The organism is Paeniglutamicibacter kerguelensis (genome assembly GCF_017876535.1).
Classification (GTDB): domain Bacteria; phylum Actinomycetota; class Actinomycetes; order Actinomycetales; family Micrococcaceae; genus Paeniglutamicibacter; species Paeniglutamicibacter kerguelensis.
Genome location: NZ_JAGIOF010000001.1, coordinates 2792399 through 2819200 on the forward strand (window position 1 = coordinate 2792399; position 26802 = coordinate 2819200).

A 26802-nucleotide genomic window follows, 5' to 3' on the forward strand; every position below is an offset into this window, starting at 1 on the left:
TTTGGCCTCACGCCTAATCGAGGGGGCATTTCATCGAAAATCCCCCGATTTGCCGAGTAATCGGGCGTATTTCGGTCTCCTGTCACTCCGGAGCGGAGCGAAACCTGTCCGAACGCAGAATTCTTGCGCGTGAGTACAATCACGTGGCTTGAGGTGTTTTTTCCATTTCGCGCACTTTGTCGACGTGTCAAGGTCTGTCCCGGTGCCCGTCCAGATGGCGCCGGGATGTTAACGCAATGGTGGCCCGCTGCTTGCAATGCGAAGCAGCGGGCCACCATTCGGCAATTCGGCCTTACAGTCCTGCGTAGGAGTGCAGGCCGTTGAAGTAGATGTTCACGATGGTGAAGTTGAAGACGAGGCAGAGGTAGCCGATGATGCTCAACCAGGCCGAGCGTGCGCCGGTCCAACCACCGGTTGCACGGGCATGCAGGTACCCCGCGTAGACAACCCAGATCACGAAGCTCCAGACTTCCTTGGTGTCCCAGCCCCAGTAGCGTCCCCAGGCCGCCTCGGCCCAAATGGCGCCGGCCATGACGGTGAAGGTCCACATGACGAAGGCAACCGCGTTGATGCGGTATGCGAAGTTCTCAAGGGCGCCCGCACTCGGCACGACACCCATGAAGGGGAACTTGTCGGACTTGCCGGCAGCCAGGGCCTCAACGCGGGCATGCTGCACCAGCTGCAGGACGTTCATGGCGAAGCTGATGGTGAACAGTGCGGAGGCCGACACTGCGATGGACACGTGGATGATCAGCCAGTAGCTCTGCAGGGCGGGCACCAGGTGCGCAACCGGAGTCGGGAACCCCATGGTGGCACCGCAGAGCATTACCGTCACCAGTCCGATGACGAAGGTGCCCATGAAACGCAGGTCCTTCTTGATCAGCACCACGACAAAGACGAAAGCCACGATGAAGGAGCCCGTGGAAAGGAACTCATACATGTTGCCCCAGGGCACACGGCCTGCCGCAATGCCACGGCTGACCACGGCAAAGCCGTGGATGAGCACGCCCAGCCAGGTCAGCGATACCGCGACTTTGGCGGACATGCGCTTCTCGGACGCCGGGACGTAGTCCATGGAATCGTTGACCAGCTCTTCACCGGTCGAGCCCCCTGCCACAGGTGCCGATTTTCCGGCCCCCGCAGCCACCAGGACCTTTTTCTCGGCTTCCAGCGTTGCTGCATCAATTTCCCTGATCAGCTTGCTGGACTTCGCCAAGTCCCAGGCGAAGGCGATGAACGCCACCGCATAGACGAATGCTGCAAGCAACATGAACAGATCGCTGTATTGCCCCAACGTCTCGTTGATAGTGGGCATGTCGTTTCCCATAAGGTCTCCTAGACTCCGGCACGCACGACGGCGGGCCACTGCTGCTCAAGAAGCTTGCGCAATTCCTTCGCTTCAGATTCCAAGCGAGGGTCTTCACCACGGGCCAGCAATCCGTATTCGATTATCCGCTCTTCACGTCCAGAATCGTCAACCGAGGTCTTGATTTTCACCCAGACCCGACGACGCGGCGTGAAGAGGGAGATGGCCAGGCCCAGGAGGGCGAGACCGGCAAAAATAGCCACCGGGCGCTTGCTCGGATCGTAGTTGATGTCGAGGCCGACAAAGCGCTTGAGTCCGTCAAAGGAAATGCTTCCCTTGCCGTCCGGCAGGTTATAGCTTTGTCCGGCGCCCAAGACGATGCCGCCGGCTTTGAGGTTGCGGTTGTTCAGCTCCTTGAGCTGATCCGTTTCCAGCACGTAGACGTTTTGCGGGTTCCCGTCGTCCAAGCCGAGGTTCCCGTAGTAGGAGTTCAGCTGCAGCTGCGGGTTGACGGCGTTGGGGTCGCCGGAAATGGCAAAGCCTGTCTCATCGGTCATCGCCGTCGGCAGCAGGAACCCCTGGAAGCCAAGCTGATCCGGCTTTGCGTCCGGGGCCTTGATGACCAGCAGCGAGGTGTACATGCCGTCCTGTGGAACCGAAACAACGGGGCCGCTGAAGGATACGTTGCCCTGTCCGTCGCGGACCGTCACAACTGGGGCATATCCGTTGCCGACGAGGTAAACGTCGGCGCCGTTGATCCGCAGCGGGTGGTTGACCCGAATGTTTTCCTTTTGCACCGGAGCATCCGGGCTCCGGCGCGTTTCGACCTCGGCGGTGAAGTCGATGGGCTGCCCGAAGTGGGTCGTGGATTCGCGGTCGAACGTGATGTTGAACTTGTCCAGCTTGACCGAGTACGGGTTAAGCGACTCTTCCTTGAACCAGGTGCCGGGCTTGAAGGAGTCGTAGGAAACTAGGGAGTTGACGAAGGTCTCCCCCTCGACCAGGACGCGCTGCCCGCTGTAGCCGAACGAGCCGCCGACTGCTACCGAGGCAAGGATGCCAACCAAGGAAATATGGAAGAGCAGGTTGCCGACTTCGCGGCTGTAGCCACGTTCGGCACCGACCGAGGGGCTGGCGCCTTCCGGGCGTGCTTCGGCCCGGTAACCGCGCTTCTTCAGCAACTTGGCTGCATCGGCGATGATCTGCTCGTTGCTGATTCCCGAGGTTTCGGCCGATTCGATCTCAATCGTGCCGTTCTGCGGCAGTCGATTCAACCGCGACGGGGTGCGTGGAGGCGGGGTTCGCAGGGCCTTCGCGTGCTTCTTTACGCGTGGCAGGATGCAACCGATCAGCGAGATGAACAGCAGCAGGTAGATTGCCGAGAACCAAGCCGAAGAGAACACGTCAAAGAGCTGGAACCGGTCAAGCCAGGCGCCGAGGGTGGGCTTGTTGGTCAGGTATGCAGCAACCTGCTCGGGGTTGACCGCACGCTGCGGGAACACGGATCCCGGAACCGCAGCCACTGCCAGCAGCAGCAAGAGGAACAGCGCCGTGCGCATGCTGGTGAGCTGGGCCCAGGCCCAGCGAAGCATCCCGATGAACCCGAGTGTCGGAACTGCAACGTCTTTTTTCATATCTTGCTTTGCCATTAGATGGGCAACCTGACTTCGTTGGCGAACCAATCTTGCAATTGTGTAACCCAGGTACCCCAAAGGCCGGTGGCCATCAAGATGCCCAGAAGTATTAGCATGCCGCCACCAAAGCGCATTACCGCAAGCTGGTGTCGACGGAAGAATTTCATGGCGCCCATGCCACGGCGCAGACCCATCGCAATGAAAAGGAAAGGCAGCCCCAGACCCATGCAATAGAAGAATGTCAGCAGCGCCCCCTTGGTCGGGCTACTGCCGTATTCACCGCCCATAATCAGAACGGCACCGAGCGTTGGCCCAATGCAGGGGGCCCATCCCAGACCAAATGTGAGTCCCAAAACGGGCGCGCCCCACAGTCCCGCCGGGGGTTTGCGGTGAATCTTCGCTTCTCGCTGCATGAACGAAAAACCACCCATGAACACCACGCCCATGAGGATCACCACGATCCCAAGGACTTGGGTAACCCATGAGCCCTTGTATGCCATCCAACCTGCAACCTGCGAGAAAACCACTCCGGCGAGGACAAAGACGACGGTGAAACCCAGAATAAACAGACCTATGCCGGTGACCATGCGTCCGCGTTTTTGGTCTGCAAGATCTGCCCCGGAGAGGCCAGTGACATAGCCCAAATAGCCAGGAACCAACGGAAGTACGCAGGGAGAAAGGAAGGATACAAGCCCGGCAAGCATGGCTACGGGCACGGCCAGGAGCAGCGATCCGTCCTGAACAATTTCGGCAAAGGCATTTCCCTCGGCCGGTACCGCCAAAGCAGCAACGAGCGACGGAGCTATCACAACGACTCGGTGAGGGCCGTGTTGATCAGGGCCTTGAGCGTTGGTTTCTCCGCAACACCGAGAATGCGGGCTGACACGCGTCCCTGTCGGTCGAGAACCAAGGTCGTGGGCACGGCCTGCAGCGGAACGTACTTGGTCATGGCCAGCTGGATTGCACCCTGGGTGTCCTGCACCGACGGGTACTTGATGCCGAACGTCCGTTCGAAAGCTTCGGCTGCGTCCTTCTCGTCCCGGACGTTGATGCCGATGAATTCCGCCTTGCCCTTGAACTCGTCGCTGAGTTCAACCATGTGCGGTGCTTCGATGCGGCACGGCGCGCAGGCGGCGTACCAGAAGTTCAGGACCGTCACTTGGCCGGCCCAGTCGGCCGAATCGATCTTCGATCCGTCGTAGGCGGTGGCGTTGATTTCCACGGGCTCGGTACGTGACTTGGGGCCGTATTCCTGGACCGATCCATCGCCGGCGATGTAGTTCTTGTTGTTGCCTTCGCGGGCCTGCTTGGCCAGCGGGTCTTCTTCTCCGACACAAGCAGCCAGCGGCAGCGCCGCTGCGGCGAGCATGGCTGCACGCAAGAAAGTGCGTCGTCCCAAACGCGATGGTTGGGACGAAGTGGGATCGGTCATGATCTCAGGCTCCAGGAATGTTCGCAGCGTTGGCCAAGAGGTCAACACTGGGTTCTGCATAGCGGACGGCGACCAGACTTTCACCTTCAAAGTCCAGGCTAGTCACGGAGGTGAGAGTGCATTCGCGTTTCCGCGGGTCGTGCCAGAGGGCTTTGCCTTCGGCTGCTCGGCGCGTGACCCAAATCGGCAGCTGGTGGCTGACCAGAATGGCTTGCGCTCCGCTACCGCCAAGTTCAACCGCGAGATCGCGGTGTTCAACAATGGCGGCCATCATTCGTTCTACCTGGTCCCGGTAGGGCTCCCCCCAGGAAGGACGAAAGGGATTGACGACGTAGGACCAGTATTTTGGTTCCTTCAGTCGTTCCTTGATCTGTGAAAGGCCCTGGAATCGGTTCGCGGCCTCGATGATCCGATCATCGGTCACAATATCCAGCCCGAGCGCCTTGGCTGTCGGGTTGGCGGTTTCCTGGGCTCGAACGAGCGGAGACGAAACCATGTGCGTGATGTTCGCGCCGGCCTCTTGCTGGGCCGTGAAGTACTCTGCCGCGCGCTGTGCCATTTCATGGCCAAGGTCGGAGAGATGGAATTCGGGTAGCCGACCGTAGAGAACCCTGTCCGGGTTATACACTTCGCCGTGACGCAGAAGGTGAACGGTAGCAGTCGACATGCCTTAAGTGTCTCAAAACTTTGGTGGGTTACCTAAACAGGGAACATGATCCCCGCCATGTTCGGGCACGCGACTTGGGCCGTCGTTCCGTCGTTTCACAGCAACCGCGCAGGCAAGATCCCGCAGCCACCCGGCTGGTTTCGTGGGCAACGACCAACTTCTGTCGAAGCATGCCCGGCTCTAAAACCATCCTTTAGGAGGGGGATAAAACCAGATAGCAGCGGATATTGTGATGCGTAAGACGTATTTTCAAACCGAAGGAGCAGGTCATGTCGACACCTGAGAACGAACCGGAGAACCCGCAGACCCCGCCGGCCAATCCCACGCCACCACAGTACGGGCAGGTCGCTCCGCAGGGCCAGAACCCTCCCGTGCCTCCTCCATACGGCCAGGCTCCCCAGCCTGGTGCCCCGCAGCAGAATCCGTACGGGCAGAACCCCAATCCATATGGGCAAAATCCCTACGGCCAGAACCCCAACCCCTACGGCCAGCCGCCCCAGGCGCCGACCCCGTATGGGCAGCAGCCTTATGGCACAGGGTTCCCTGTACCGCCGCAGGGCAATTTCCCGGCGCCTCAAATGCCTACCGAACGCCCCAAGGAACTCGACATCGCGTTCTGGGTCATCATTGCAGCCGGCGTCCTGTCGGTGCTCGGCGCAGTCATCGGCTTCGACGCGAACCTGATCCGTCAGCAGCTTGCCACGGTGCCGGAGCTTGACCAGCAATTGCAGGCCACCGGCATGTCGATCGATGCATTCCTCAGCTTCTTGCACACCATGATCATTGTCTTCTCCGTTATTTCGCTGGCGATCTACGTCTTGCTCGCGTTCATGATCCGCAAGGGAAGCAACGTTGCCCGCATTTTCGCAACGGTTTTCGCTGCCCTTTCCGTCTTTGGACTGCTCGGCGGAACGCTCCTGTCCATCCTGTCCATCCTTGCAGGCGTCGTCGGCGTGGTCTTCGCCTGGCTACGTCCCGCCAGCGCCTACATCGCCGCCCGACGCGCGGCCCGCGCAGCAGGCTACCGCTAAGAAGCATTCACGATCGAGGGTTCTTGAATGCGGGGAAACCCGCGTTCGGGAACCCTCAGTCGGTTAAGGGCCTGGCGTTTGTTCGCCGAGACTCCCAGCGCGAAGCCCTAGACGATGTTTTGGGCGTGGTAGGCCAGGATTTGTAGCTCGGTCGCCAGATCGACTTTCCGGAGGTTGACCCCATCCGGCACCTGCAGGACGACCGGTGCGAAACTCAGAATGCTGCGCACCCCGCATTCAACGACCTTGTCGCACAGGCCCTGCGCCGCTGCGCCGGGAACCGAAAGTACGGCAATGTTGGCGGCCGTGGCTTCGAGAACCGAAGCCAGGTCCTTGGTATCGGCAACAGTCAGCTCTCCGACCGTGGATCCGATGACATCCGGTGCCGCGTCCAAAAGCGCGACAATCTCAAATCCCCGGCTGCGGAAACCGCCGTATCCGGACAACGCACGCCCCAAGTTGCCGGCACCGATGATCGCCACACGCCATTGTTGGTTCAGGCCCATGGCCTTTGAAATGTGTTCGGCCAGCTCGGTGACGACGTAACCCACTCCCCTGGTCCCGTATGACCCCAACAGGGAAAGGTCCTTCCGCAGGATCGAGGGGTTGACACCCGACTCCGTGGCCAAGAGGCCGGACGAGGTTCTTGTCTGTCCCTGGGTTTGAAGCGTGTTCAGGGCCCGCAGGTATTGGGTAAGCCGTGCCAGGGTGGCCTCGGGAAGAATCCGCTCGAGGGAGCCAGTCGTGGGGTGTGCCGGCGGCTCTACTCCATCGTCTGCCGGGGGGTGTTGCGGGGTTGGCATCGTGCTCCGACTCATTCCTTGGATCTTTTCATGACCCTACGATCTATTCCTTGGCGCAGGCAAGCGAGTTCCAGTGTTTGGAACGGCAGCGGCCCCAGTCAGTTGCAGAGCATCGATTCCAGGCGTTGCGGATCAATGACCCAGAAATCCCGCACCTTCCCGTCGATCAGGAGCACCGGCACTTCCTCGGAGTGCTTGGCCAAGAGATCTGCATGCTCGTCAATGTCAACGCTCTGCCACTCATATCCCATCCGGGTTGTGACCTCGTCGAGCGTTTCCATGGCCGCATGGCACAGATGGCACCCGGAACGGACTAACAACGTGATCTCGTGGGGTGTCTTCGCAGTGCTCATGAATCTAACGCTACAGCTCCGCGACAAAATGCGTGCAATAGACTGTGGGGATGCCCGCCACACAAACTCATGTCCTGCCCAATGACGAGGAAACGGAGAAGATGCGCCCGACGGCTGCCTTCTTCGATGTGGACAACACCATGATGCGCGGCGCATCGCTTTTTCCGCTGGCCCGCAAGATGTACAGGCACAAGGCTTTTTCGCTCCGCCAAATCCTGTGGTTCCTTCTGCACCAGTTGCGTTTCGCCGCCCGCGGCGAGCACCTCGGGGATATCAGGGCGATCAGGGATCGCGCACTCACTTTGGTGGAGGGTTTCCCCGTGGCCGAAATGCATTACCTTGCGGATGAAATTTACGACGAGTTCATCGAATCCAAGATTTGGCCGGGAACCCGTGCCATCGCCGAACAGCATTTGCACGCCGGGCGCAAGGTTTGGCTGGTGACGGCAACCCCGCTGGAAGTCGCCTCGGTCATGGCGCGCAGGCTGGGGCTCAGCGGAGCACTGGGAACGGCAGTGGAACACGTCCAGGGGGCATACACCGGCAGACTGGTCGGTGAGATCTTGCATGGGCCTGCGAAGGCCGAAGCGGTCCGGGAGCTGGCGGTGGCCGAGGGTCTGGATCTGGGCGATTGCTGGGGCTACAGCGACTCCCACAACGACATCCCGCTGTTGGAAGCCGTGGGACATCCGGTGGCGATCAACCCGGATGCCAAGTTGCGCCATCACGCCAAACGCCAGAATTGGCCGATCTATGACTTTCGCACGGGACGCAGGGCTGCAACCTTCGGGTTGAAAGCTGCGGGCGTCTCTGGAGCGATATGGGGCCTGTGGCGCAGCCTTGGAATGGTGCGCCGCCGCCCATGATGCCAGGGCACTGCTCGCGGCACCAGAATTGACTCGGCCTGCCGCCACATGCAAAAAGGTGCGTTCCCCCGAAGGGGAGCGCACCTTTTTACATGCAAAGTATCCGGATGAACCGGAACCGGCATTTACTTCTTATTACGACGCTGGTGGCGGGTCTTACGAAGCAATTTACGGTGCTTCTTCTTGGCCATACGCTTGCGGCGCTTCTTAATAACTGAGCCCATAGTGGTTCCTCACAAACTGATTCGATTGCCGACTACAACTTCTTCGGCATCAAAGCACCAGAATGCAGTCAACTGGACGTTAAACGTTCCTTAACAGATTACCTGCTTCTCGGGCAGGTTCTGACCACCTTGCAAGGCGGGGTCCTATCCTGCGCCGGAAATGTTTCCAAGACCGGCGGCACGCAGGTAATCTTCCACCGCATTTTCGGGCACCCGGTAGGATCGACCGAAACGCACGGCAGGCAATTCACCCGAATGCACCAAGCGGTAAACCGTCATCTTTGAAACCCGCATCACCTCGGCGACTTCGGCCACCGTCATGAATTTCGCATTGGCAAAGTGTTTCGCTTCAACCATGACCCGATGCTCCTGACTTTCCCAACGAAGGAGTCGTGACGGCTAGAATCACCGTCGTCGTTCCTTGTTACAGCAACGCTCCAAAGTACTTTTCGTTCCCCCTCCACCCACATTAGTGGCTGATGTGACCAAAGTGAACGGTAGGTATCCGTGTATTGAAGTGGAGCCGTGTGAGGCGGTTTCAGGCGTCAGCATTTAGCCCCACGAGGCGCGCACCGCGTCGGCCAACTCCTCGAGTGCGTCGGCGCTTGCTTCCCAGCCCATGCAGGCATCTGTGACCGACTGGCCGTAGGTCAGCTGCTCCAGCACGTCCGTACCCACCTCCACAGAATCCGGGTCGTGCTTCTGGGCGCCGGGCACCAGGAAGCTTTCGGCCATGATGCCGGCGATGGTCGTGTCCCCGGCAGCAATGCGTGCCGCAAGTTCAGTGATCACCTCAGCCTGGCGGACATGGGATTTGCCCGAGTTTGCATGGCTTGCATCGATGATCACCCGTGGGTTCATGCCGGCCTTGGCCATGGCCTCCGAGGCGGCGGCGACATCGCCTTCCCGGTAGTTTGGTCCGGCTGCCCCGCCGCGCAGGATGAGGTGGGCGTCTTGGTTGCCGGCCGTGTGCACAACGGCAGTGCGTCCCGACTCATCGATTCCCATGAACGATTGGGCTGCCGACGACGCCTGGCACGCGTCGATTGCCACCTGCACAGATCCATCCGTGCCGTTCTTGAACCCAACAGGCATCGAAAGCCCGGAGACCAGCTGGCGGTGGGTTTGGCTTTCGGTGGTCCGCGCGCCAATTGCGCCCCAGCTGATCACGTCGGCGAGGTACTGGGCGCTGAGCGGCTCCAGGAATTCGGTCGCCAGGGGCAGGCCCAGTGCACTGGCGGAAAGCATGAATTCACGTGCCGCGCGGAGTCCCGCACCCATGTCGTGGCTTCCGTCGAGGTGGGGGTCGTTGACCAGGCCCTTCCACCCCACCGTGGTGCGTGGCTTCTCGAAGTAGCTGCGCATGACGATCAGCAGTTCGCTCTCGTGCTTTTTTGCGGCTGCGGCAAGGCGTGCTGCGTATTCGAGTCCGGCGGCCGGGTCATGGATCGAGCACGGACCCACGATGACCAGCAGTCGCTGGTCCAATCCCGAAAGCACCGCGCGCACCTCTTGGCGGGCCCGGGTGATCCTGTATGCCTGGGCGTCGGTGGTTGGGAGTTCGCTCAGCAGTTCGGCCGGGCTCGGCAACTCGGTGAAGGAAACCACTCGCTCATTGGTGTTGGCGCGGGCCGGTGCATCTGCGTTCAGGATATTCGGGTTCATGGCGGGCCTTTCGATTCCGGCCCTGCATCTGAGGGCCTAGCGTTCGATGCGGCCCCGACAATCGCTGCGTATTTCTTCAGGGCCGCTATGGTGAAAATAGCGAAGGGCCCACAAGCAATAGCTTGCGGCCCTTGTCGGCTCTGAAGGTGGGTATGCGAAATTATCGCGTCTTAGGCCCCTCCAGAGCCGACACAAAATACGCATACCAACGATTAGTCATGATGATCAATGTACAGACAATCCACCGTGATGCCCAATTTCATGACGAACATGACATGTTGAAGCACTCCGGCCCGCCGGATACGGCACGGGGCGCCGTCGCGAAAGGGAAGCGGATTCCCTTTCGCGACGGCGCCCCGTGGGCGATGCAATGTGGCCGGTTAGATGAGGCCCTGGGCCAGCATCGCGTCGGCAACCTTGACGAAGCCGGCGATGTTTGCGCCGGCAACGTAGTTGCCGGGCATTCCGTATTCGTCGGCCGTTGTTGCACAGCGGTCGTGGATGCCGACCATGATCTCGGTCAGTCGGCGCTCGGTGTGTTCGAAGCTCCACGAGTCGCGGCTGGCATTCTGCTGCATCTCCAGTGCGGAGGTTGCAACGCCGCCGGCATTCGCTGCCTTGCCCGGGCCGAAGAGCACCCCTGCGTCCTGGAACAGCGCGGTGGCTGCGGCGGTGCAAGGCATGTTGGCGCCTTCGGCCACGGCAATGACACCGCTGGTGATCAGGCGCTTGGCGTCGATCTCGTTGAGCTCGTTTTGCGTTGCACACGGCAGCGCCACGGTCGCGTCCACCTCCCAGACGTTGCCGCCCTCGACGTAGTGCACCTTCTTGGAACCTGCGCGCTCGACGTAGTCGCTGATGCGTCCACGTTCGACTTCCTTGATCTGGCGCAACAGTTCAACGTCCACGCCACGCTCGTCAACGATGTAGCCTGCGGAGTCCGAGGCGGCAACAACATTCGCGCCCAGGAACTGAGCCTTTTCGATGGCGTTGATTGCAACGTTGCCCGAACCCGAAACGACAACGCGCTGGCCGTCGAAGCTGGCACCGCGGGTCTTGAGCATTTCCTGGGTGAAGATCACAGCGCCGTAGCCGGTGGCCTCCGGCCGAACCAGGGAACCTCCCCAGCTGATGCCCTTGCCGGTGAGCACACCGGATTCGTAGCGGTTGGTGATCCGCTTGTACTGGCCGAAGAGGTAGCCGATTTCACGGCCGCCCACGCCGATGTCGCCCGCCGGCACGTCGGTGTATTCACCGATGTGGCGGTAGAGCTCCGTCATGAACGACTGGCAGAAGCGCATGACTTCTCCGTCGGACTTGCCGCGCGGATCGAAGTCCGAGCCGCCCTTGCCGCCGCCGATGGGCATGCCGGTCAGCGAGTTCTTGAAGATCTGCTCGAAGCCCAGGAACTTGACGATGCCCAGGTAAACGGAGGGGTGGAAGCGCAGGCCGCCCTTGTACGGGCCCAGTGCGGAGTTGAATTCCACACGGAAACCGCGGTTGATCTGCACGCGGCCTTCATCGTCGGTCCACGGGACACGGAAGATGATCTGGCGCTCCGGCTCGCACAAACGCTGCAGGATTGCAGCCTCGGCGTACTCGGGGTGCTTGCGGGAAACCGCCTCGAGGCTTTCGAATACCTCGGTAACCGCCTGGTGGAATTCTGCTTCACCGGGATTACGACGGAAAACTTCATCGCGGATGGTTGCTAAATGCTGGTCCAAGTCTTATCTCCTTCATCACTTGGGGCAGGCACGGGGGCAAGCTACCGCCATGTCCGGCGACGCTGCCCCACAACCTGAGAATGACATGCACCACACCCGGCAACCCAACCGGACGTAATCAAAGAACCAGCCGCGCGTAACGTTTCAACCCCGTCCGGCGGGCTTTTGCCCGCCGGGTGACACTAGCGCTTGCGGCCGAATTTGGGCTTGGGTAGGCGTTCCAGGAAGTCCTGCGCACGTCCGGTGACCTGTTCCAGGCCCCTGCCGACGGAGCGGCCCAATTGTTGCGCGGCGGCGGTCGCCTGGTGCGAGACCTCGTGGTGGGCTGCGTCCAGCTCCGCACCCGCGGCGGGGACCAGAGCCAGGGCCGGAGCCGGCGGCAGGAAGGCCTCAAGCCATTCCTGCAACGAGGTGAAGGTGGGAAGTTCAAGTGCGTAGTACCTGCGCTGGCCGTCGGCGCGCATGGACACCAGGCCCGCCTCGCGCAGCACCTTCAGGTGCTTGGAAACCGTCGGCTGGGAAACGCCCAGGGATTCGACCAGGGAACCAACAGAGCGCGACTCCGCGCGCAGGGATTGTAGGAGTTGGCGCCGGGTGGGGTCTGCCAATGCGGAGAAAATATCGTCGTGAGCCACCGGATAACCCTAACCGTATATACGCGCAATGGCATCTTTGCCCATTCCGCTCCAGGTCGCTCGAACCAGATCAGTCGAACCAGGGATCCAGGCCGAAGAGCGGGAACACTTCCTTGCGGGTGGCCATGATGCTGCGGTCGACCGGGTCCGCGGGATCGTAGCCGACCTCCCAGGAACGCCACCACAGTTCCGCGTCGTCGCCCATGGTCTCGGGGGTCCAGATTCCGTACCGTTCATGCACGTATTCGCGCCACGGGCGTGGCACGGGGGTGCGCAGCGGGACGGGTTTGCCGGAGGCGATGGCCACCAGGTGGCTCCAGGCCCGGGGCACCACCGAGGTGGTGTTGTAGCCGCCTCCGCCGGTGGCGATCCAGCGCCCGCCGCAGAGGCGTTGGGCAAGTTCGGCGATGTCCAGCGCGTTCTGGCGCTGCCCGTCGACGCTCAACCGCAGGTTGGACAGGTCGTCGTCCTTGTGGCCGTCGCAACCGTGCTGGGAGACGATGACTTCCGGGCCGAACACGGCGGCGAGCTGCGGAACCACCGCGTGGAAGGCACGTAGCCAGGCAGCGTCCCCGGTGAGCCCGGGCACTGCCAGGTTCACGGCGGTGCCCGCTGCATTGGGCCCTCCGATCTCGTTGGCGAACCCGGTGCCGGGGAACAGCGACATGCCGGATTCATGGATGGAGATCGTCATGACCCGGGGGTCGTCCCAGAAGATGGACTGGGTGCCGTCGCCGTGGTGGGCGTCGACGTCGACGTAGAGGACCTTTTGCACGCCCCCTGCCAGCAGCCGTTCGATGGCCAGCGCCGCGTCGTTGTAGATGCAGAACCCGCTGGCCTTGCCAGCCGACGCGTGGTGCATGCCGCCGCCGAAGTTCACGACGTGCAGCGCGCTTTCGCCAAGGACGGCTTCCGCCGCGTCGATGGAACCGCCGGCCAGACGTGCGCTGGCCTCATGGATGCCCGCATAGGCGGGGTTGTCCTCGGTGCCCAGGCCGCGGGCCTCGTTGGGGACCTCCGGGTTGGCGCTGACCTCATGCACCGCGGCGATGTAGCCGCGCTCGTGCACCGCCGCCAATTCGTCGTCGGAGGCGACGTGCGGCTCGACGACTGTGACGTTTTCCCTGTCGAACAGCTCGAGTTCCCGACACAGCCGTGCGGTCAAATCCAGGCGAAGCGGATGCATGGGGTGGGTTTCGCTGAAGCGATAGGCCATCATCTGCTCGCTCCAGATCACCTGGGTCGGCGGCACGGGTCCTGTTACGTCTAGCACCCACTTAGGCTACGCGATCGGCAACCCGGCTGTGTCTCGGGACACTTCATGTTTGCGTCGCATTCCCCCAAGACACCCACCTTTCGGGGGCAGGCGGGACCCGCGGCGGGGCGAGGGCAACGGCGGGGCAAGGGGCGCGGATGCGACGTCATGGTTTATTGTGGGGTGTTGCGGGAAAGATCGCCCGCACCTCGTTTTTTCCGAAGACCGGGAGCCGCGCCACACCATGGGAAACATTCCCTCCTTCGAGTCAGCGGGACGGCAACATGCCAGCGCCCGCAACCCGGCTCGATGGCGTACGCGTCTGGACCAGTGGCGGCGGGCATCCGCCGAGTTCACCGTCCGCTCCCCCGCACGCCTGGCGCTCTTCACCTTTGCGTTTGTCATCGCGATCTTCACCTCGCTGCTCTCGTTGCCCGCGGCCAGCGCCAGCGGGCAGTACACACCGCTGTACGATGCCCTGTTCACCGCGGTCTCCGCCGTGTGCGTCACCGGCCTCACCGTGGTTTCGACGGCGACCCACTGGTCGTTCTTCGGCCAGCTGGTCATGATCATCGGCGTCTTCGTCGGTGGCTTGGGCATCCTCACACTCGCCTCGGTGCTTTCCCTTGCCGTCTCCAAGCGGCTGGGCGTACGCGGCAAGCTCATGGCGCAGAACTCCATGAACACCTCGGCGGCCTCCACCCTCGGCGAGGTCGGTTCGCTGCTGCGCATCGTCATCACCACCTCCGTGGCCATCGAGGTCGCCCTGATGCTGATGCTGACCCCGCGCTTCCTGATCCTTGGAGAGCCCTTCGCGCAGGCGCTCTGGCACGGGATCTTCTATTCGATTTCCGCGTTCAACAACGCAGGCTTCACCCCGCACTCCGACGGCCTGGTTCCCTACGAGACCGACTTGTGGATCCTGGTCCCGCTGATGCTCGGCGTGTTCCTTGGCTCGTTGGGCTTCCCCGTGGTGATGATCCTGATTGCGCACCGCTTCAACACCAGGAAGTGGACGCTGCACACCAAGCTCACCCTGCTGGTCACCTCGCTCCTGCTGGTCTCGGGCACGCTGCTCTGGGGGCTGGCCGAATGGTCCAACCCCGCCACGATCGGCAACATGACCACCGGCGACAAGGTCATCCATTCGGTCTTCGCCTCGGTCATGACGCGTTCGGGCGGCTTCAACCTGGTGAACATGAATGATATGAACCAGGTGACGATGCTGCTCACCGACGCCCTGATGTTTGCCGGCGGCGGCTCCGCCTCGACGGCCGGCGGCATCAAGGTCACCACCATCGCCGTGATGTTCCTTGCAATCTTTGCCGAGGCCCGCGGCGACACCGACGTGCGGGCCTTTGGGCGGCGCATCCCGGAGGGCACCATGCGCGTGGCCATCTCGGTGATCGTGCTCGGCGCAACGCTCGTCTCGCTGGCCACCGCCGCGCTGCTTGTCATCAGCGGCACGACGTTGGAAAGGGCGCTCTTTGAAACGATTTCCGCCTTCGCCACCGTGGGGCTGAGCACCAACCTCAGTGCGGAGCTGCCGCCGAGCGGGAAGTACGTCCTCTCCGCCCTCATGTTTGCCGGCCGCATCGGCACCATCACGCTGGCCGCGGCCCTGACGCTGCGCCAGCGAAACCAGCTGTACCACTTCCCCGAAGAGAGGCCGATCATTGGCTGACAAGAAAACCGACCACAACGCCCCGGTCCTGGTCATCGGCCTGGGCCGCTTCGGCGCGGCCGTGGCCGACCAGCTGGTCCGGCAGGGGCGCGAGGTGCTGGCCATCGAACGCAACCAGGAACTGGTGCAGAAGTGGTCTTCGGTCCTCACGCACGTGGTGGAGGCCGACGCCACGAACATCGACGCCCTGCGCCAGCTCGGCGCCCAGGACTTTTCCTCCGCCGTGGTCGGCGTCGGAACCTCCATCGAGTCCTCTGTGCTGATCACCGTGAACCTGGTGGACCTGGGCATCGAGCACCTCTGGGTCAAGGCCATCACGCCCTCGCACGGCAAGATCCTCACCCGCATCGGCGCGAACCACGTGATCTACCCGGAGGCCGACGCCGGCGTCCGCGCCGCGCACCTGGTGGGCGGGCGCATGCTCGACTTCATCGAGTTCGACGACGGGTTCGCGATCGTGAAGATGTACCCGCCCAAGGAAACCCAGGGCTTCACGCTCGGCGAGTCCCAGGTGCGTTCCAAGTACGGCGTCACGGTGGTGGGCGTGAAATCCCCCGGCGAGGACTTCACCTACGCCCAGCCGGACACCAAGGTCACCCGGCGCGACGTGCTGATCGTCTCCGGGCACGTTGACCTGCTCGAACGCTTCGCCGCCCGCCCGTAGGCGGAACACAAACCGGAATGCCCGGCACCACCGATTCCCCGCGAGTGCGGGCAGGGGGTGCCGGGCACCGTCATTTGCGGGCGGGGCCCGCGGGCTTCGGACGCGGCTTTCGCGAAGCCTCAGGGTGCGGTGGAGTGGACCATGAACGGTTCGCGTTCCAGGGCGCAGGCTCCGGCAACCTCCAGCCCGGCCTCGTTCAAGGGCGCGAATCCCCCGCCGAGGTCCACGCTGTCGCCGACGTTGTAGGTGGTGTTTCCGATGCGCAGCGACGGCATGTCTCCGTCGACAACGGTGGAGCCGGCCGGAAGCACCAGCCAGTTCGAGGTCCCGGTTCCGTCGAGGACCTCGAAGCATCCTCCCGGGCCCAGGACAAGTGGACCCGCCAGCTGGGCGGTCGCCGAGTCGCCGTGCCCTGCCTCCGTGCTGACGACCGCGGAATACCCGGCCTTGGACGTGGAAAGGATGACGCCGGGCTTCTGCTCGGCGGCGCAGCCGGCCAGCGCGAAGGCCAGCGACAGGACGGCACCGCCGATGCCCAGGGCCCGGATCCCTGCGGCGGGGAGGGCCGTGCCGGTGCGCGTCGTCTTTTTCATGTCCACCATCCTATGTGGCCCTTGGCCGCCCCGGCGGCCGAACGGGCCCGGCGGAATCAGGCCAGTTCGTTGCTGATCTGCGCGGCGCGTGCGGCGGCCGCCGCGGTGGCGTGGACCATGATCTGCGGCAGGCCCTCGGCGTCGAAGGTCGCGATGGCCCGTTCGGTGGTGCCGTTGGGGCTGGTCACGGCCCGTCGCATGGCCGCCGGGTCGGCCTGCGGGTCCGCAAGCATCTTGCCCGCCCCGGAGACCGTGGCGCGCGCCAGGTCCATCGCCAGGGCCGGGTCCAGGCCCAGCTCGACGCCGGCCTTGGCCATGGCCTCGACCAGGTAGAACGCGTAGGCGGGTCCGGAGCCGCTGATCGCCGAGACGGCGTTCTGCTGGGATTCGGGCACCACGTGCACGATGCCGGAGCCGGAGAGCAGCTGGACCACCTCGGCCAAGGCTTCGGCGGTGACGGTGTCCCCGGCGCTCAGGCCCACGGCGCCCGCGCCGACCATCAGCGGGGTGTTGGGCATGGAGCGCACGATCGGCTGTCCCGGGTTCAGGTGGGAGGCCATCATGTCGATGGTGATGGCCGCGGCCACCGAAACGACCACGGCCTGCGGGGAAAGAGAATCCCTGATCTCGTCGCAGAGGGCCTGGATGCCCACCGGCTTGACGCCGAGGAACACGATGTCCGCGCCGCTCACCGCCTGCTTGTTGGCCTCGGGGTTCTCGGAGGCGATCAGCACGTTCACGCCGGTGTCCGCGCGCAGGGCCTCGGCCCGGGCGTCGGAGCGGACGGTGGCGTTGACGGCTTGCGGGTTGTGGCCCGAGGCGATGATGCCGCGCAACACCGCGCCGTTCATGGAGCCGGTGCCAAGGAAGGCGAGTTTGCGTTCAGTCGGGGCGGCGGAGTCAGGGGCAGAAGTCATATGGCCCATTCTGTCACGGGCGCGCGGGCTAGATCGAGTGGCTGCCGGCCTCGGCCGGTGTGGTGACGGGCGCCAGATACCGGCGGGCGAACTCCAGGGTCTCCCCCAGCCAGGCCTCGCGCTCCCCCGCGCCGCGGGCCTTGCGGGTGGAGACCTCGACGGCAACCACCCCGTCCCACTCCGAATCGCGCAGGAACTCGATGGCCTCGATGACCGGCTGGGTGCCGAGCCCTGGCACCAGGTGCTCGTCCTTGCCGTTGTCCTTGCCGTCGCACAGGTGCACGTGGCTCAGCCGCTGGCCCAGGTCGCGGAAGGCCGCGGCCGAGTCCATGTCGGCGATCGCCGAGTGTGAGAAGTCCCAGGTGACGAATTCGTAGGGCTCCGGGATCGGGTTCCAGTGCGGCAGGTACATTTTTGCCTCGCGGCCGCGTGCCCGCCACGGGTACATGTTTTCCACGGCGATCTTCACGCCGTACTGTTCCATGATCCGGCGGATGCCGCTGGAGAATTCCGTGGCGTAGGTGCCCTGCCAGCGGAAGGGCGGGTGTGCGACGACCACGTCGCAGCCGACCTCCACGGCCATCGCCGCCGAGGCCTCGATCTTGTTCCAGGCCGTCCCCCACACCTGCTGGGTCAGCAGCAGGGTCGGCGCGTGGATGGCCATGATGGGCTGGTCGTAGCGTTCGGCCAGGCGGTTGAGCTGGGCTGCGTCCTGCGAGATCTGGTTTCCGGTGACAAGCACCTCGATCCCGTCGTAGCCCAGGTCGTGGGAGACGGCGAAGGCGTCGTGCACGTTCAACGGGTAGACCGAGGCGCTCGAAAGGGCAACGGGAATGGGGGCTTTGCTGTTGTTGCTGGACTCGACCATGGACCTGGCCCCTTATCTTTGGCTAACGAACGTTGCTGCCCTGGGACATCGAAACCACCGAGGATTTGCCCAGCGCTACCTCTCCGACTCCCACGCTACTACTGAGTGGGGCGCTGGAGTCAAAAAGGACATGCTCAAAGCGGCGCAGCATCAGCCCTTCGCGCAGCGCCCACGGGCAGATGCGCAGGGACTTGACCTTCAACGCGTTCATTGCCTCGAGGGCGACGATGGCACCGGCCAGCAGCTGCGGGGCGCGGATCGCCGAAACCCCGGGAAGTTCTGCGCGTTCCTCCCAGTTCATCGCGGTCAGGCGGTTGGTCCAGAGCTTCAGCGAGTCGGCACGCAACACGCGCTTGACGTAGGGGCCCTCCGTGCTGGGGGCCGCACCGGTGATCCGGGCCAGCGACCTGAAGGTCTTCGAGGTGCCGGTGACAAGCGTGGGCCTGCCGAACTGGCGCAGCTCGGCGACGGGTTCGGCCAGCGTCTCGCGCACGTGGTTGCGCAGGGCCTTGACCTCCTTGATGGAGGGCGGGTCCTGCGGCAGCCATTCGCGGGTCAGCCGGCCCGCGCCCAGCGGCACCGAGTGCGCCAGGGTCGGGAACTCGTCCTGGCCCAGGGCCATTTCGAAGGAGCCTCCGCCCATGTCGAGGTTCAGGATGGCGTCCGAGCTCCAGCCGAACCAGCGGCGCACCGCGTAGTAGGTCATGCCGGCCTCCTGCTCGCCGGTCAACTCGGTCAGCCGCACGCCGGTTTCGGTGATGACGCGCTCGAGCACTTCCTCGCCGTTTGCCGATTCGCGGATGGCCGAGGTGCAGAAGGCCAACAGGTCCTCCGCGTGGTGGTTGGAAGCGAACTGCGCGGCCTCGTGCACGAAGTCCAGCAGCTCGGCCTGCCCGGCCTCGTTGATGGCCCCGTTTTCATCCAGGTACTGCACCAGCGACAGCGGCCGCTTGTGCGAGGCGAAGGGCACCGGGCGGGCGCCCGGGTACGCGTCGACCAGCAATAGATGAACGGTGTTCGACCCGATATCCAGTACGCCCAGCCTCATGGTGTGCCCCTCGCCTTGTGTTCCGCCGCGCCGTGGGCGCGGCTACTTGCTCGTCTTTGCGGCCGCTGCCTTTTTGGCGGGGGCTTTCTTGGCGGGTGCCTTCTTGGCGGTCGTCGTCGCGGTCTTGCGCTTCACCGGGCCCTTGGCGCGCTTGTCCGCAAGCAGCTCGATGGCGCGTTCGCGGGTCAGCTCCTCAAGGGTGGTGTCGCGCGGGATCGTGATGTTGGTGACGCCGTCGGTGATGTATGCACCGAAGCGGCCCTCCTTGACCACGATGTTCTTCTCCGAGACCGGGTCGACGCCGAACTCCGCCAGCGGCGGCACCGCGGTGCGGGCGCCGCGGACCTTGGGGGTCGAGTAGATTTCCAGGGCCTGCTCCAGGGTGATCGTGAAGATCTCCTCTTCGCTGCCGATGGAACGCGAGTCGCTGCCCTTTTTCAGGTACGGGCCGAAGCGCCCGTTCTGCACGGTGATCTCCTCGCCCTCGGCGTCGGTGCCCAGCACGCGCGGCAGCGAGATGAGCTTGAGCGCGTCCTCGAGGGTGACGGTCTCCACCGTCATCGACTTGAACAGCGACCCGGTGCGCGGCTTGGCCTTGGTCGGCTTCTTCGGAGGCTTCGGCTTGCCGTTCTTGTAGTACTCGACCGGCATGGCCGCCAGTTCCTCGGCGGTCGGCTCGACTATGACCTCGGTGACATAGGCGCCGTAGCGCCCGTCCTTGGCCACGATGGTGCGGCCGGTCTCCGGGTCCACGCCCAGCACGCGCTCGGACGGGCCCTGGTTCTCCATGAGCTCGATGGCCTTTTCGGCGGTCAGCTCGTCGGGTGCCAGGTCCTCGGGAACGTTGGCGCGCTGCGGTTCGGTGCCCTCAGGGGCGTCGGCCGGCAGCGGCTTTTCCAGGTACGGGCCGAACTTGCCCACGCGCAGCACGATACCCGGGGCGATCTCAATGGAATTGATGGCGCGGGCGTCGATGTCGCCCAGGTTCTCCACGACGGACTGGAGGCCGGCCTCGCCGGTTTCCTCCGAGCCGAAGTAGAAGTCCTTCAGCCAGGCGCTGCGGCCGCGCTGGCCGTGGGCGATCTCGTCGAGGTCGTCCTCCAGGCGCGCGGTGAAGTCGTAGTCGACGTACTTGGCGAAGTGCTCCTCCAAGAGGCGCACCACGGAGAACGCGATCCAGCTTGGCACCAGGGCGCCGCCGCGCTTGGTCACGTAGCCGCGGTCCATGATGGTGGAGATCGTCGGGGCGAACGTGGACGGGCGGCCGATTTCGCGGGCCTCCAGCTCGGCGACGATCGAGGCTTCGGTGTAGCGCGCCGGAGGGCTGGTGGTGTGCGACGCGGCGTCGATCCCGGTGCCGGACAGCGGGTCGGAGACCTTCAGCTGCGGCAGGCGGGCTTCCTCGGCGGCTTCCGCAGCCTCGGCCTCGCGGGCCGCGTCGCGGCCCTCCTCGTAGGCGGCCATGAAGCCGCGGAAGGTGATCACGGTGCCGGAGGCGGAGAATTCCGCGACCTGACCCGTGGTTGCCTTGCCGGCCAGCTTGATGGTGGCCGTGAAGCCCTTGGCGTCGGACATCTGGGAGGCGACGGTGCGCTTCCAGATCAGTTCGTAGAGGCGGAACTCGTCGGCCGAAAGCTGGGCGCGCACGCTTGACGGGCGGCGGAAGGAGTCGCCGGCCGGGCGGATGGCCTCGTGGGCCTCCTGTGCGGAGCCGGACTTGGCCTTGTACACGCGCGGTTTCTCCGGCACCGAGTCGGTTCCGTAGAGTTCAGCGGCCTGCTTGCGCGCCGCGTTCACCGCCTCGTTGGAGAGGAACACCGAGTCGGTACGCATGTAGGTGATGTAGCCGTTTTCGTACAGGCGCTGGGCAACCTGCATCGTCGACTTGGAGCTCCAGCGCAGCTTGCGGGAAGCTTCCTGCTGCAGCGTCGAGGTGGTGAAGGGTGCGGCCGGGCGGCGGGTGTACGGCTTCTCGTCGACCGAGGTGACAGCGAAGTCGACGTCGGCCAGGCCAGCGGCAAGTGCGGAAGCCTTGGCCTCGTCAAGGTGCGCGACGGCACCTGACTTTGGGTTTTTCAGCTCGCCGCGGTCGGTGAAGTCGCGGCCGGTGGCAACGCGCGCACCGTCGACGGAGGCCAGCTTGGCGCCGAAGGTTTCGCCGTTAGCCGTTGAGAAGGTGCCGCTCAAATCCCAGTAGGAGGCGCTGCGGAAGGCCATGCGTTCGCGCTCGCGCTCGACCACCAGTCGGGTTGCCACGGACTGCACGCGGCCGGCGGACAGGCCGCGGGCCACCTTGCGCCAGAGCACCGGGGAGATCTCGTACCCGTAGAGGCGGTCGAGCACACGACGGGTTTCCTGGGCATCGACAAGGTCGGTGTCCAGTTCCCGGATGTTCTCCATGGCACGGTTGATGCCCTCTTGGGTGATTTCGGTGAAGGCCATGCGGTAGACCGGGACCTTGGGCTTGAGCACCTGAAGCAGGTGCCACGCAATGGCTTCGCCTTCGCGGTCCGCATCGGTTGCGAGATAAAGGGCGTCGGCCTCTTTGAGTTTGGCCTTCAGCTCGGCGACGCGCTTCTTCTTGTCCGGGTAGACGACGTAGTAAGGCTCAAAGTCGTTGTCGATGTCGACCGCGAACTTGCCCAGTGAAGTCTTTTTCAGTTCCGCCGGCAGCTCCGAAGGCTGCGGCAAATCCCGGATGTGTCCCACCGAGGCGTCGACTTCAAAGCCCTCGCCCAGATACTTGGCGATGGACTTGCTTTTTGCCGGGGACTCCACGATAACGAGTTTTTTTCCGGTCTTTTCTTTGGCCTTGGCGGGCACAGTACTCCTATTAGCAACCAGTGGTGCACCAAAGTGGGCGCACAGCACATTCCCTGCTCTAGGTTAGCCGCATTCTGGCGGACCTAGGCAAGTGCCCGCCAGAAAGCGCGTGCTTTTCCGGTCGGAGCGGGCCCTGCGGCGGGTTATTCGTCGCGGATTTCCTGGAGGAAGGAAAGCATGTAGTAAAGGCGCTCCCCGTCGACCCCGCGTTCCTCGGGTTCGGCCTTCGCCTCGTATTCATAGACCAGGTCATAGACCCTGGCGATGAATTCCTTGCGGTGCGCCTCCGAGAGGAAAACCATGCCGGTGGTCAGCATCGGGGCGCGGTCCGGATCCGGCACCTTGCCCGCGATGCGTTCTTTGTCACGGCGGGTGATTTCCGCCGAAAGCCTGTCCCTGAACGCATTGAGCTGCACGTTCAGATAGGCGTTCTTGGCCGAGGCCGAATCGGCGAGCGAGCCGAGGACCAGCTCGTCGCCCGCCGCCTTCCAGCGGCGCTCGCGTCCGTCGCCCTCGTTGGCGGCCCTGATGACGTAGCCGTATTTCTCCAGGGCGCGCAGGTGGTAGCTCATGGCACTGGGAGTGAGGTTGCAGCGGGAGGCAAGCTCGGTGGCGGTTCGTGTCGACTGCGACGCGAAAAGCTCCTCAAGCACAGTTAGCCGCGCTTCATGAGCGAGCGCACGAATGGCTTGGGGATCGCTAATCGTCACCGATTTGGCGGGCATGTGGGTGAGCGGCGCGATCTTCACGTCGTCGCTCTCGGCGGTGTTCTGGCTCATACAAAAAAACTTTAGCGGTTGTTTCGCATCTCCAACAGGAAACCCCGCTTAATAAGTCGTATTATCCCCTGATTAAGTCGTGCGGAAAATTCCGGGTCGCCCTCGCCGAGCAACGAATCCAGGGCGCCGACAAGAGCCGAAACGCTCAAATCCCCGTCGCAGGCCGAGACGAACCCGGCCAGGGCAGTGTCCATGAGTTCGGTGCGGCGCAGGCCCGCGCCTTGGCGGAGCAGGATCACCCCGGGGTGTTCGGCGCCCGGACGCTGGTGGCGTTCTTCGGTGACGTCCTCGGCAACGAGCAGGTGCACATCCCCGAGCGTTTCAAGGTCCAGTGCGTCGGCGGTTTCGATGGCCCGGCCCAGGTACGGGCCGATGGGCTGTTCGATCGGGTAGGTGATTTCCTCGAACAGCCGTCCCACCGGCTGCTTCGACGCATCGGCCGGGCGGCGCAGCCACACCATGCCGAAGCCGATTGCGGCCACGTCACGGGAGGCGAAATCCTCGAGGTAGGCGCCGTATTGTTCCGCGAAGGCCTTCTGGTCGCGGGACTGGGATGCGTCGCGCAACCAGGTTTCGGCGTATTGCGTGGGGCTGACCGATTCGCGCTGGATGAACCAGGCCTCGGTGCCCTCCGGGAGCCAGGAGCGCGGCCCCGCGCTCCATTCGAGCCCGGCATCGGCGTCCGCGGGCTCCGTGATTTCCCAGTTTGCGAGCATCTGGGCGGTTCCGCCGGGTGCAAGGATGCCGGGCAGGTCCCGCACCAGCGTTGCCACCAGGGTATCGCCGGGCATTCCGCCGTCGCGGTAGGTGAAGCGGTCGTCGGCGTTTTCACCCACGCGGCGCGGGGTGATGACAAACGGGGGGTTTGAAACGACAAGATCGAACGTCTCCCCCGCCACCGGCTCCAGCAGGCTGCCCAGGCGCAGCTGGACCCGGTCCTCGAGGTTTGCGGGATCAATCTCCAGCGCCCGGTGGTTGAGCAGCAGGTTGAAGCGGGTGAAACCCAGCGCGCGTGCGGAGATGTCCGTGGCGACGACTCGACGTACGTGCGAGAGCAGGTGGAAGGACTGGATGCCGCAGCCCGTGCCCAAGTCCAGCGCGGTGTCCACCCGCGGTCGGATGGTGGTTTGGGCCAGCGTCAGCGAAGCCTGGCCAATGCCCAGCACGTGGTCGTGGCGCAGCACGCCGGGGCGCTGGTGTGCGCCGAGGTCGCTGGCGACCCAGATCTCGGCGTCCGCATCCGAGGCGTGCGGACGCATATCCACACGGGCATGCCACATTCCGTTCGCCTCCGGCACGGCTTCGAGCAGCCCCAGTTCGACCAGGCCGGCCAGGCCAAGCGAGGGGAAAGCCACTGCGATGTCGGATTCGGAAGCCTCGCCGCCCAGCATGAACAGGCCGAGCATGGTGCCCAGGACCGTCGGCCGCGGCAGCGAACCGATCAGGCGCAAGGCCGGAATCAGCTGGTCCCGCATGAGGGCCTCGTGGGCCACCTCGCCCAGGAACTCGATGATGGCCTCGTGGGCGAATTGCCCACGCTCCAGGTCTTGGGCGAATGCCGCCAGGAGTTGCAGGTCGTCGCTGCGCGGAGCGTCGGGAACGTGGGCGTAGTTTGCGGTGGAAGTCACGCCCACAAGTCTATCCAGCCCGGGAAAGGCCGGACGGAAAGAACCTAAAATGGATTCCATGATTGAGGTCACCACCACGCATTTGCAGCAGCTTTCCGCTTCGGCGCTGGTTCCGTCCTCCCGCCCGCTGCCGGCCCGCGCCCGGATCGAACTGGTGCGGGAGATCACCCCGGAGTTCAGCAAGTTCCTCTACCAAGGGGTGGGCAGCGAATGGAACTGGGCGGACCGGCTTAAGCTGACCCGAACCCAATGGGATGAGTTGATGCGCACGCCGGGCACCGAGACCCACGTGCTCTATGTCAACGGGGCGCCCGGCGGCTATGTGGAGCTGCTGGCCCGGCACGCGGACGGGGGCACCGAGGTTGAAATCATGTACTTCGGCCTTTTCCCGCAGTGCATCGGCCAAGGACTGGGTGGGGCGTTGCTCACCGAGGGCATCGCCCGTGCGTGGGATCTCGATACGCGTTGCGAGGGCTTTGCCCCGGTGGCTCGCGTCTGGGTCCACACATGTTCCCTTGACGGCCCCGCCGCAATCGCAAACTATGAGGCGCGCGGCCTCAGCGTTTTCCACACCGAGACCGAAAAGCTGGTCCCCGGCGACGGAGCCGCGGGGATGTGGCCGGGGGGCTAGCTGCCACGGATTGGCGACTGATATTCCCAAGAATATTAGCAAAATACTTATATTCTTGGGGATATTAGTCGTATGCTCTTCCCATGAGATCGTTTGATGTTGTCGTCCCGGTCATCATGGACATCGTGGACTCGAGAAAGCTCGCGGACCGCGAATCGGCCCAAGCCGCCATCGAGTCCGTCTGCGCGATGGTCGAACGGCACCAGCCCGCACTCCAACCATGGCAGGCCACGGTCGGAGACGAATTTCAGGCGGTGTATTCAACGCTGCATGAGGCCTTGTCCTCGACGGCCCTGCTGCGCCTGAGCCTGCCCGAAGACATCGACTGCCGGTTCGGCATCGGCCGTGGATCCATCAAGCCGGTCTCTTCGATTTCCGCCGCCCGCATCCAGGACGGATCCGGATGGTGGGCGGCCCGGGCAGCCATCGATGAAGCCCGGCAGCGCGAAAAGGCAAAGAACCCCACGCTGCGTTCCTGGTTCCACGGCGCCAAGGCCGATGACGACCAAACGGCCATCACCAATGCGTACCTGCTGACCCGCGACCAGCTGATCTCCTCACTGAATCCCAAGACCCGCCGCTACGCCTCCGGGTTGCTCTTGGGCCAAACCCAGAGCTCCATCGCCCGGGCGGAGGGCGTCACCCAGTCCGCGGTCTCCCAGGCTCTGAAAAACTCGGGTGCCGGCACACTGGTCGCCTCGCTGGAACAGCTCGAAACGGTGCTCGAGCCCCGCCACCGGGTGCAGCGATGATCACCGCGGCGCTCCTGCTGGCCATGATCGGCATCGCGGACCTGACCAGATCAATAGTCCGCGACGAGTCCCGTGATGAAAACGTCGGCGGGCCCGTGCGTTCCCACCGCGCCTTGGACGTCCGGGGCAAACGAACCATGACCCTGGTCATTAGCGCATTCTGGGCGGTCATGTTGGTTTCATCCATGTGGTTGCTGGGCATGGAGTGGTGGTGGGCCCTCGCCGCCACGGTCCTGGCCGCAGGCTGGCTGGCCACCACCACGAGCCACGAGGAAGCAGCCGCCCCGCTGCGCCTGTGGCCGGCGCTCGGCGTGCTGCTGGGCACCCTCGCCTTCGCCGTCATTGACACCACGGATCCGACTGTCGGCACCCCGGCCGGCATCTGGCACAGCACTGCGGCACCGGAATGGATCCGCGAGATTCCGCTGGCTTCGATCCTCGTGGCCATCGGCGTGGGGTTGTTCCTCCTCGAAAGCTCGAACATCGTGGTGCGCAGCGCCCTGCGTCCGGGCAGCATCCACCGGCGGGGAGTCCTCGCCGAGGCCCCCGTGCCGTTGCCGGACCTGCGTGGCGGCAGGCTCATCGGCCCGCTGGAACGACTGGGCCTGCTCACCTTGACGCTCGCGGGAATGTTCACCATTGTCGCGTCGCTGATTGCGGCCAAGGGCATCGTTCGTTTCCCCGAAATCTCCAACGACGGGGCCACCGGATCGAAGGCCGAGTATTTCCTGGTGGGCAGCCTGTTCAGCTGGGGCCTGTCCCTGCTGGGGGTCGGTCTCATCCGCATCTCGGGCTAGCCTGCAGGGCGTTTTCGAGCCGG

27 protein-coding genes are annotated in these 26802 nt (G+C 63.9%); 7 read left to right on the plus strand and 20 right to left on the minus strand.

Annotated features, from left to right (window positions below; genetic code table 11):
* Positions 1-292: 292 nt before the first annotated feature.
* The 5 genes from ccsB to JOF47_RS12860 are packed head-to-tail and all read right to left on the minus strand — an operon-like array spanning position 293 to position 5039.
* Complete coding sequence (ccsB, locus tag JOF47_RS12840; RefSeq protein ID WP_209999016.1) at positions 293-1315, minus strand: c-type cytochrome biogenesis protein CcsB; 1023 nt, start codon at positions 1313-1315, stop codon at positions 293-295.
* 20 nt (positions 1316-1335) lie between these two features.
* Positions 1336-2955, minus strand: a complete 1620-nt coding sequence (gene resB, locus JOF47_RS12845; RefSeq protein ID WP_209999018.1) for a cytochrome c biogenesis protein ResB — start codon at positions 2953-2955, stop codon at positions 1336-1338.
* Positions 2955-3749 (minus strand): cytochrome c biogenesis CcdA family protein, encoded by a 795-nt coding sequence (locus JOF47_RS12850; protein ID WP_342592771.1) that lies wholly within the window; start codon positions 3747-3749, stop codon positions 2955-2957. Before JOF47_RS12850 ends, resB begins: the two co-directional genes overlap by 1 nt.
* Positions 3746-4372, minus strand: a complete 627-nt coding sequence (locus JOF47_RS12855) for a TlpA family protein disulfide reductase (protein ID WP_209999020.1) — start codon at positions 4370-4372, stop codon at positions 3746-3748. The genes JOF47_RS12850 and JOF47_RS12855 overlap by 4 nt, the downstream gene beginning before the upstream one ends.
* 4 nt (positions 4373-4376) lie before the next feature.
* Positions 4377-5039 carry a histidine phosphatase family protein gene (locus JOF47_RS12860; protein ID WP_209999022.1) on the minus strand — a complete coding sequence of 221 codons (663 nt, stop codon included), beginning with the start codon at positions 5037-5039 and terminating at the stop codon, positions 4377-4379.
* Between the two features lie 269 nt (positions 5040-5308).
* On the opposite strand from JOF47_RS12860, the gene JOF47_RS12865 reads away from it, so the two are divergent.
* Positions 5309-6070 carry a hypothetical protein gene (locus JOF47_RS12865; RefSeq protein ID WP_209999029.1) on the plus strand — a complete coding sequence of 254 codons (762 nt, stop codon included), beginning with the start codon at positions 5309-5311 and terminating at the stop codon, positions 6068-6070.
* Between the two features lie 107 nt (positions 6071-6177).
* Here the strand turns inward: JOF47_RS12865 and JOF47_RS12870 are convergent, their stop codons facing one another.
* Together JOF47_RS12870 and JOF47_RS12875 are read right to left on the minus strand one after the other, a co-directional pair.
* Positions 6178-6873 (minus strand): redox-sensing transcriptional repressor Rex, encoded by a 696-nt coding sequence (locus JOF47_RS12870; RefSeq protein WP_209999039.1) that lies wholly within the window; start codon positions 6871-6873, stop codon positions 6178-6180.
* A gap of 98 nt (positions 6874-6971) precedes the next feature.
* Complete coding sequence (locus JOF47_RS12875; RefSeq protein ID WP_209999042.1) at positions 6972-7226, minus strand: glutaredoxin family protein; 255 nt, start codon at positions 7224-7226, stop codon at positions 6972-6974.
* Positions 7227-7276: 50 nt separating this feature from the next.
* Between JOF47_RS12875 and JOF47_RS12880 the strand changes: the two genes are divergently transcribed.
* Positions 7277-8092 (plus strand): HAD family hydrolase, encoded by an 816-nt coding sequence (locus tag JOF47_RS12880; protein ID WP_209999046.1) that lies wholly within the window; start codon positions 7277-7279, stop codon positions 8090-8092.
* 125 nt (positions 8093-8217) lie between these two features.
* On the opposite strand, the gene JOF47_RS12885 is transcribed toward JOF47_RS12880, so the two are convergent.
* From JOF47_RS12885 to JOF47_RS12910, 6 genes are all read right to left on the minus strand, one after another.
* Positions 8218-8316, minus strand: a complete 99-nt coding sequence (locus tag JOF47_RS12885; protein ID WP_003792170.1) for a 30S ribosomal protein bS22 — start codon at positions 8314-8316, stop codon at positions 8218-8220.
* Between the two features lie 144 nt (positions 8317-8460).
* Positions 8461-8673, minus strand: a complete 213-nt coding sequence (locus tag JOF47_RS12890; protein WP_209999048.1) for a helix-turn-helix domain-containing protein — start codon at positions 8671-8673, stop codon at positions 8461-8463.
* A 195-nt stretch (positions 8674-8868) separates the two neighbouring features.
* A complete protein-coding gene (locus JOF47_RS12895) occupies positions 8869-9981 on the minus strand; it encodes a 3-deoxy-7-phosphoheptulonate synthase (RefSeq protein WP_209999050.1) in 1113 nt (370 codons plus the stop codon).
* Positions 9982-10361: 380 nt separating this feature from the next.
* Positions 10362-11705, minus strand: coding sequence for an NADP-specific glutamate dehydrogenase (gene gdhA / locus JOF47_RS12900; protein ID WP_209999052.1), 1344 nt, complete (start codon positions 11703-11705; stop codon positions 10362-10364).
* A 182-nt stretch (positions 11706-11887) separates the two neighbouring features.
* Positions 11888-12340: an ArsR/SmtB family transcription factor gene (locus tag JOF47_RS12905; RefSeq protein ID WP_209999055.1), complete on the minus strand. Its 453-nt coding sequence runs from the start codon at positions 12338-12340 to the stop codon at positions 11888-11890.
* Between the two features lie 70 nt (positions 12341-12410).
* The gene (locus JOF47_RS12910) at positions 12411-13559 is read right to left on the minus strand and encodes an acetoin utilization protein AcuC (RefSeq protein ID WP_210001640.1); all 1149 of its coding nucleotides are present in this window, start codon (positions 13557-13559) and stop codon (positions 12411-12413) included.
* Between the two features lie 280 nt (positions 13560-13839).
* On the opposite strand from JOF47_RS12910, the gene JOF47_RS12915 reads away from it, so the two are divergent.
* Together JOF47_RS12915 and JOF47_RS12920 are read left to right on the plus strand one after the other, a co-directional pair.
* Positions 13840-15279, plus strand: coding sequence for a TrkH family potassium uptake protein (locus JOF47_RS12915; RefSeq protein ID WP_209999057.1), 1440 nt, complete (start codon positions 13840-13842; stop codon positions 15277-15279).
* On the plus strand, positions 15272-15943 hold the full coding sequence (locus tag JOF47_RS12920) for a potassium channel family protein (RefSeq protein ID WP_209999060.1): 672 nt from the start codon (positions 15272-15274) through the stop codon (positions 15941-15943). Before JOF47_RS12915 ends, JOF47_RS12920 begins: the two co-directional genes overlap by 8 nt.
* 119 nt (positions 15944-16062) lie before the next feature.
* Here the strand turns inward: JOF47_RS12920 and JOF47_RS12925 are convergent, their stop codons facing one another.
* The 7 genes from JOF47_RS12925 to JOF47_RS12955 form a co-directional block, all read right to left on the minus strand.
* Positions 16063-16536: a hypothetical protein gene (locus tag JOF47_RS12925; RefSeq protein WP_209999062.1), complete on the minus strand. Its 474-nt coding sequence runs from the start codon at positions 16534-16536 to the stop codon at positions 16063-16065.
* 56 nt (positions 16537-16592) lie between these two features.
* A complete protein-coding gene (gene proC / locus JOF47_RS12930) occupies positions 16593-17462 on the minus strand; it encodes a pyrroline-5-carboxylate reductase (RefSeq protein ID WP_209999064.1) in 870 nt (289 codons plus the stop codon).
* A 19-nt stretch (positions 17463-17481) separates the two neighbouring features.
* Positions 17482-18321 (minus strand): sugar phosphate isomerase/epimerase family protein, encoded by an 840-nt coding sequence (locus JOF47_RS12935; protein WP_209999065.1) that lies wholly within the window; start codon positions 18319-18321, stop codon positions 17482-17484.
* Between the two features lie 22 nt (positions 18322-18343).
* Positions 18344-19369 (minus strand): Ppx/GppA family phosphatase, encoded by a 1026-nt coding sequence (locus tag JOF47_RS12940; protein WP_209999068.1) that lies wholly within the window; start codon positions 19367-19369, stop codon positions 18344-18346.
* Positions 19370-19411: 42 nt separating this feature from the next.
* Entirely contained in the window at positions 19412-22192 is a 2781-nt protein-coding gene (gene topA, locus JOF47_RS12945) for a type I DNA topoisomerase (RefSeq protein WP_209999070.1), read from the minus strand.
* Positions 22193-22335: 143 nt separating this feature from the next.
* Positions 22336-22971, minus strand: a complete 636-nt coding sequence (locus tag JOF47_RS12950) for an ArsR/SmtB family transcription factor (protein ID WP_209999072.1) — start codon at positions 22969-22971, stop codon at positions 22336-22338.
* 11 nt (positions 22972-22982) lie between these two features.
* Positions 22983-24659: a DUF7059 domain-containing protein gene (locus JOF47_RS12955; RefSeq protein WP_209999074.1), complete on the minus strand. Its 1677-nt coding sequence runs from the start codon at positions 24657-24659 to the stop codon at positions 22983-22985.
* Here JOF47_RS12955 and JOF47_RS12960 point away from each other — a divergent pair.
* The 3 genes from JOF47_RS12960 to JOF47_RS12970 all read left to right on the plus strand — a co-directional run bounded on the left by JOF47_RS12960 (position 24649) and on the right by JOF47_RS12970 (position 26779).
* Positions 24649-25230 (plus strand): GNAT family N-acetyltransferase, encoded by a 582-nt coding sequence (locus tag JOF47_RS12960; RefSeq protein WP_245356358.1) that lies wholly within the window; start codon positions 24649-24651, stop codon positions 25228-25230. The two genes, JOF47_RS12955 and JOF47_RS12960, sit on opposite strands and share 11 nt — an antisense overlap.
* Positions 25231-25313: 83 nt before the next feature.
* Entirely contained in the window at positions 25314-25982 is a 669-nt protein-coding gene (locus JOF47_RS12965) for a SatD family protein (protein WP_209999076.1), read from the plus strand.
* Complete coding sequence (locus JOF47_RS12970; protein WP_209999078.1) at positions 25979-26779, plus strand: hypothetical protein; 801 nt, start codon at positions 25979-25981, stop codon at positions 26777-26779. The genes JOF47_RS12965 and JOF47_RS12970 overlap by 4 nt, the downstream gene beginning before the upstream one ends.
* The last annotated feature ends 23 nt before the right edge of the window (positions 26780-26802 follow it).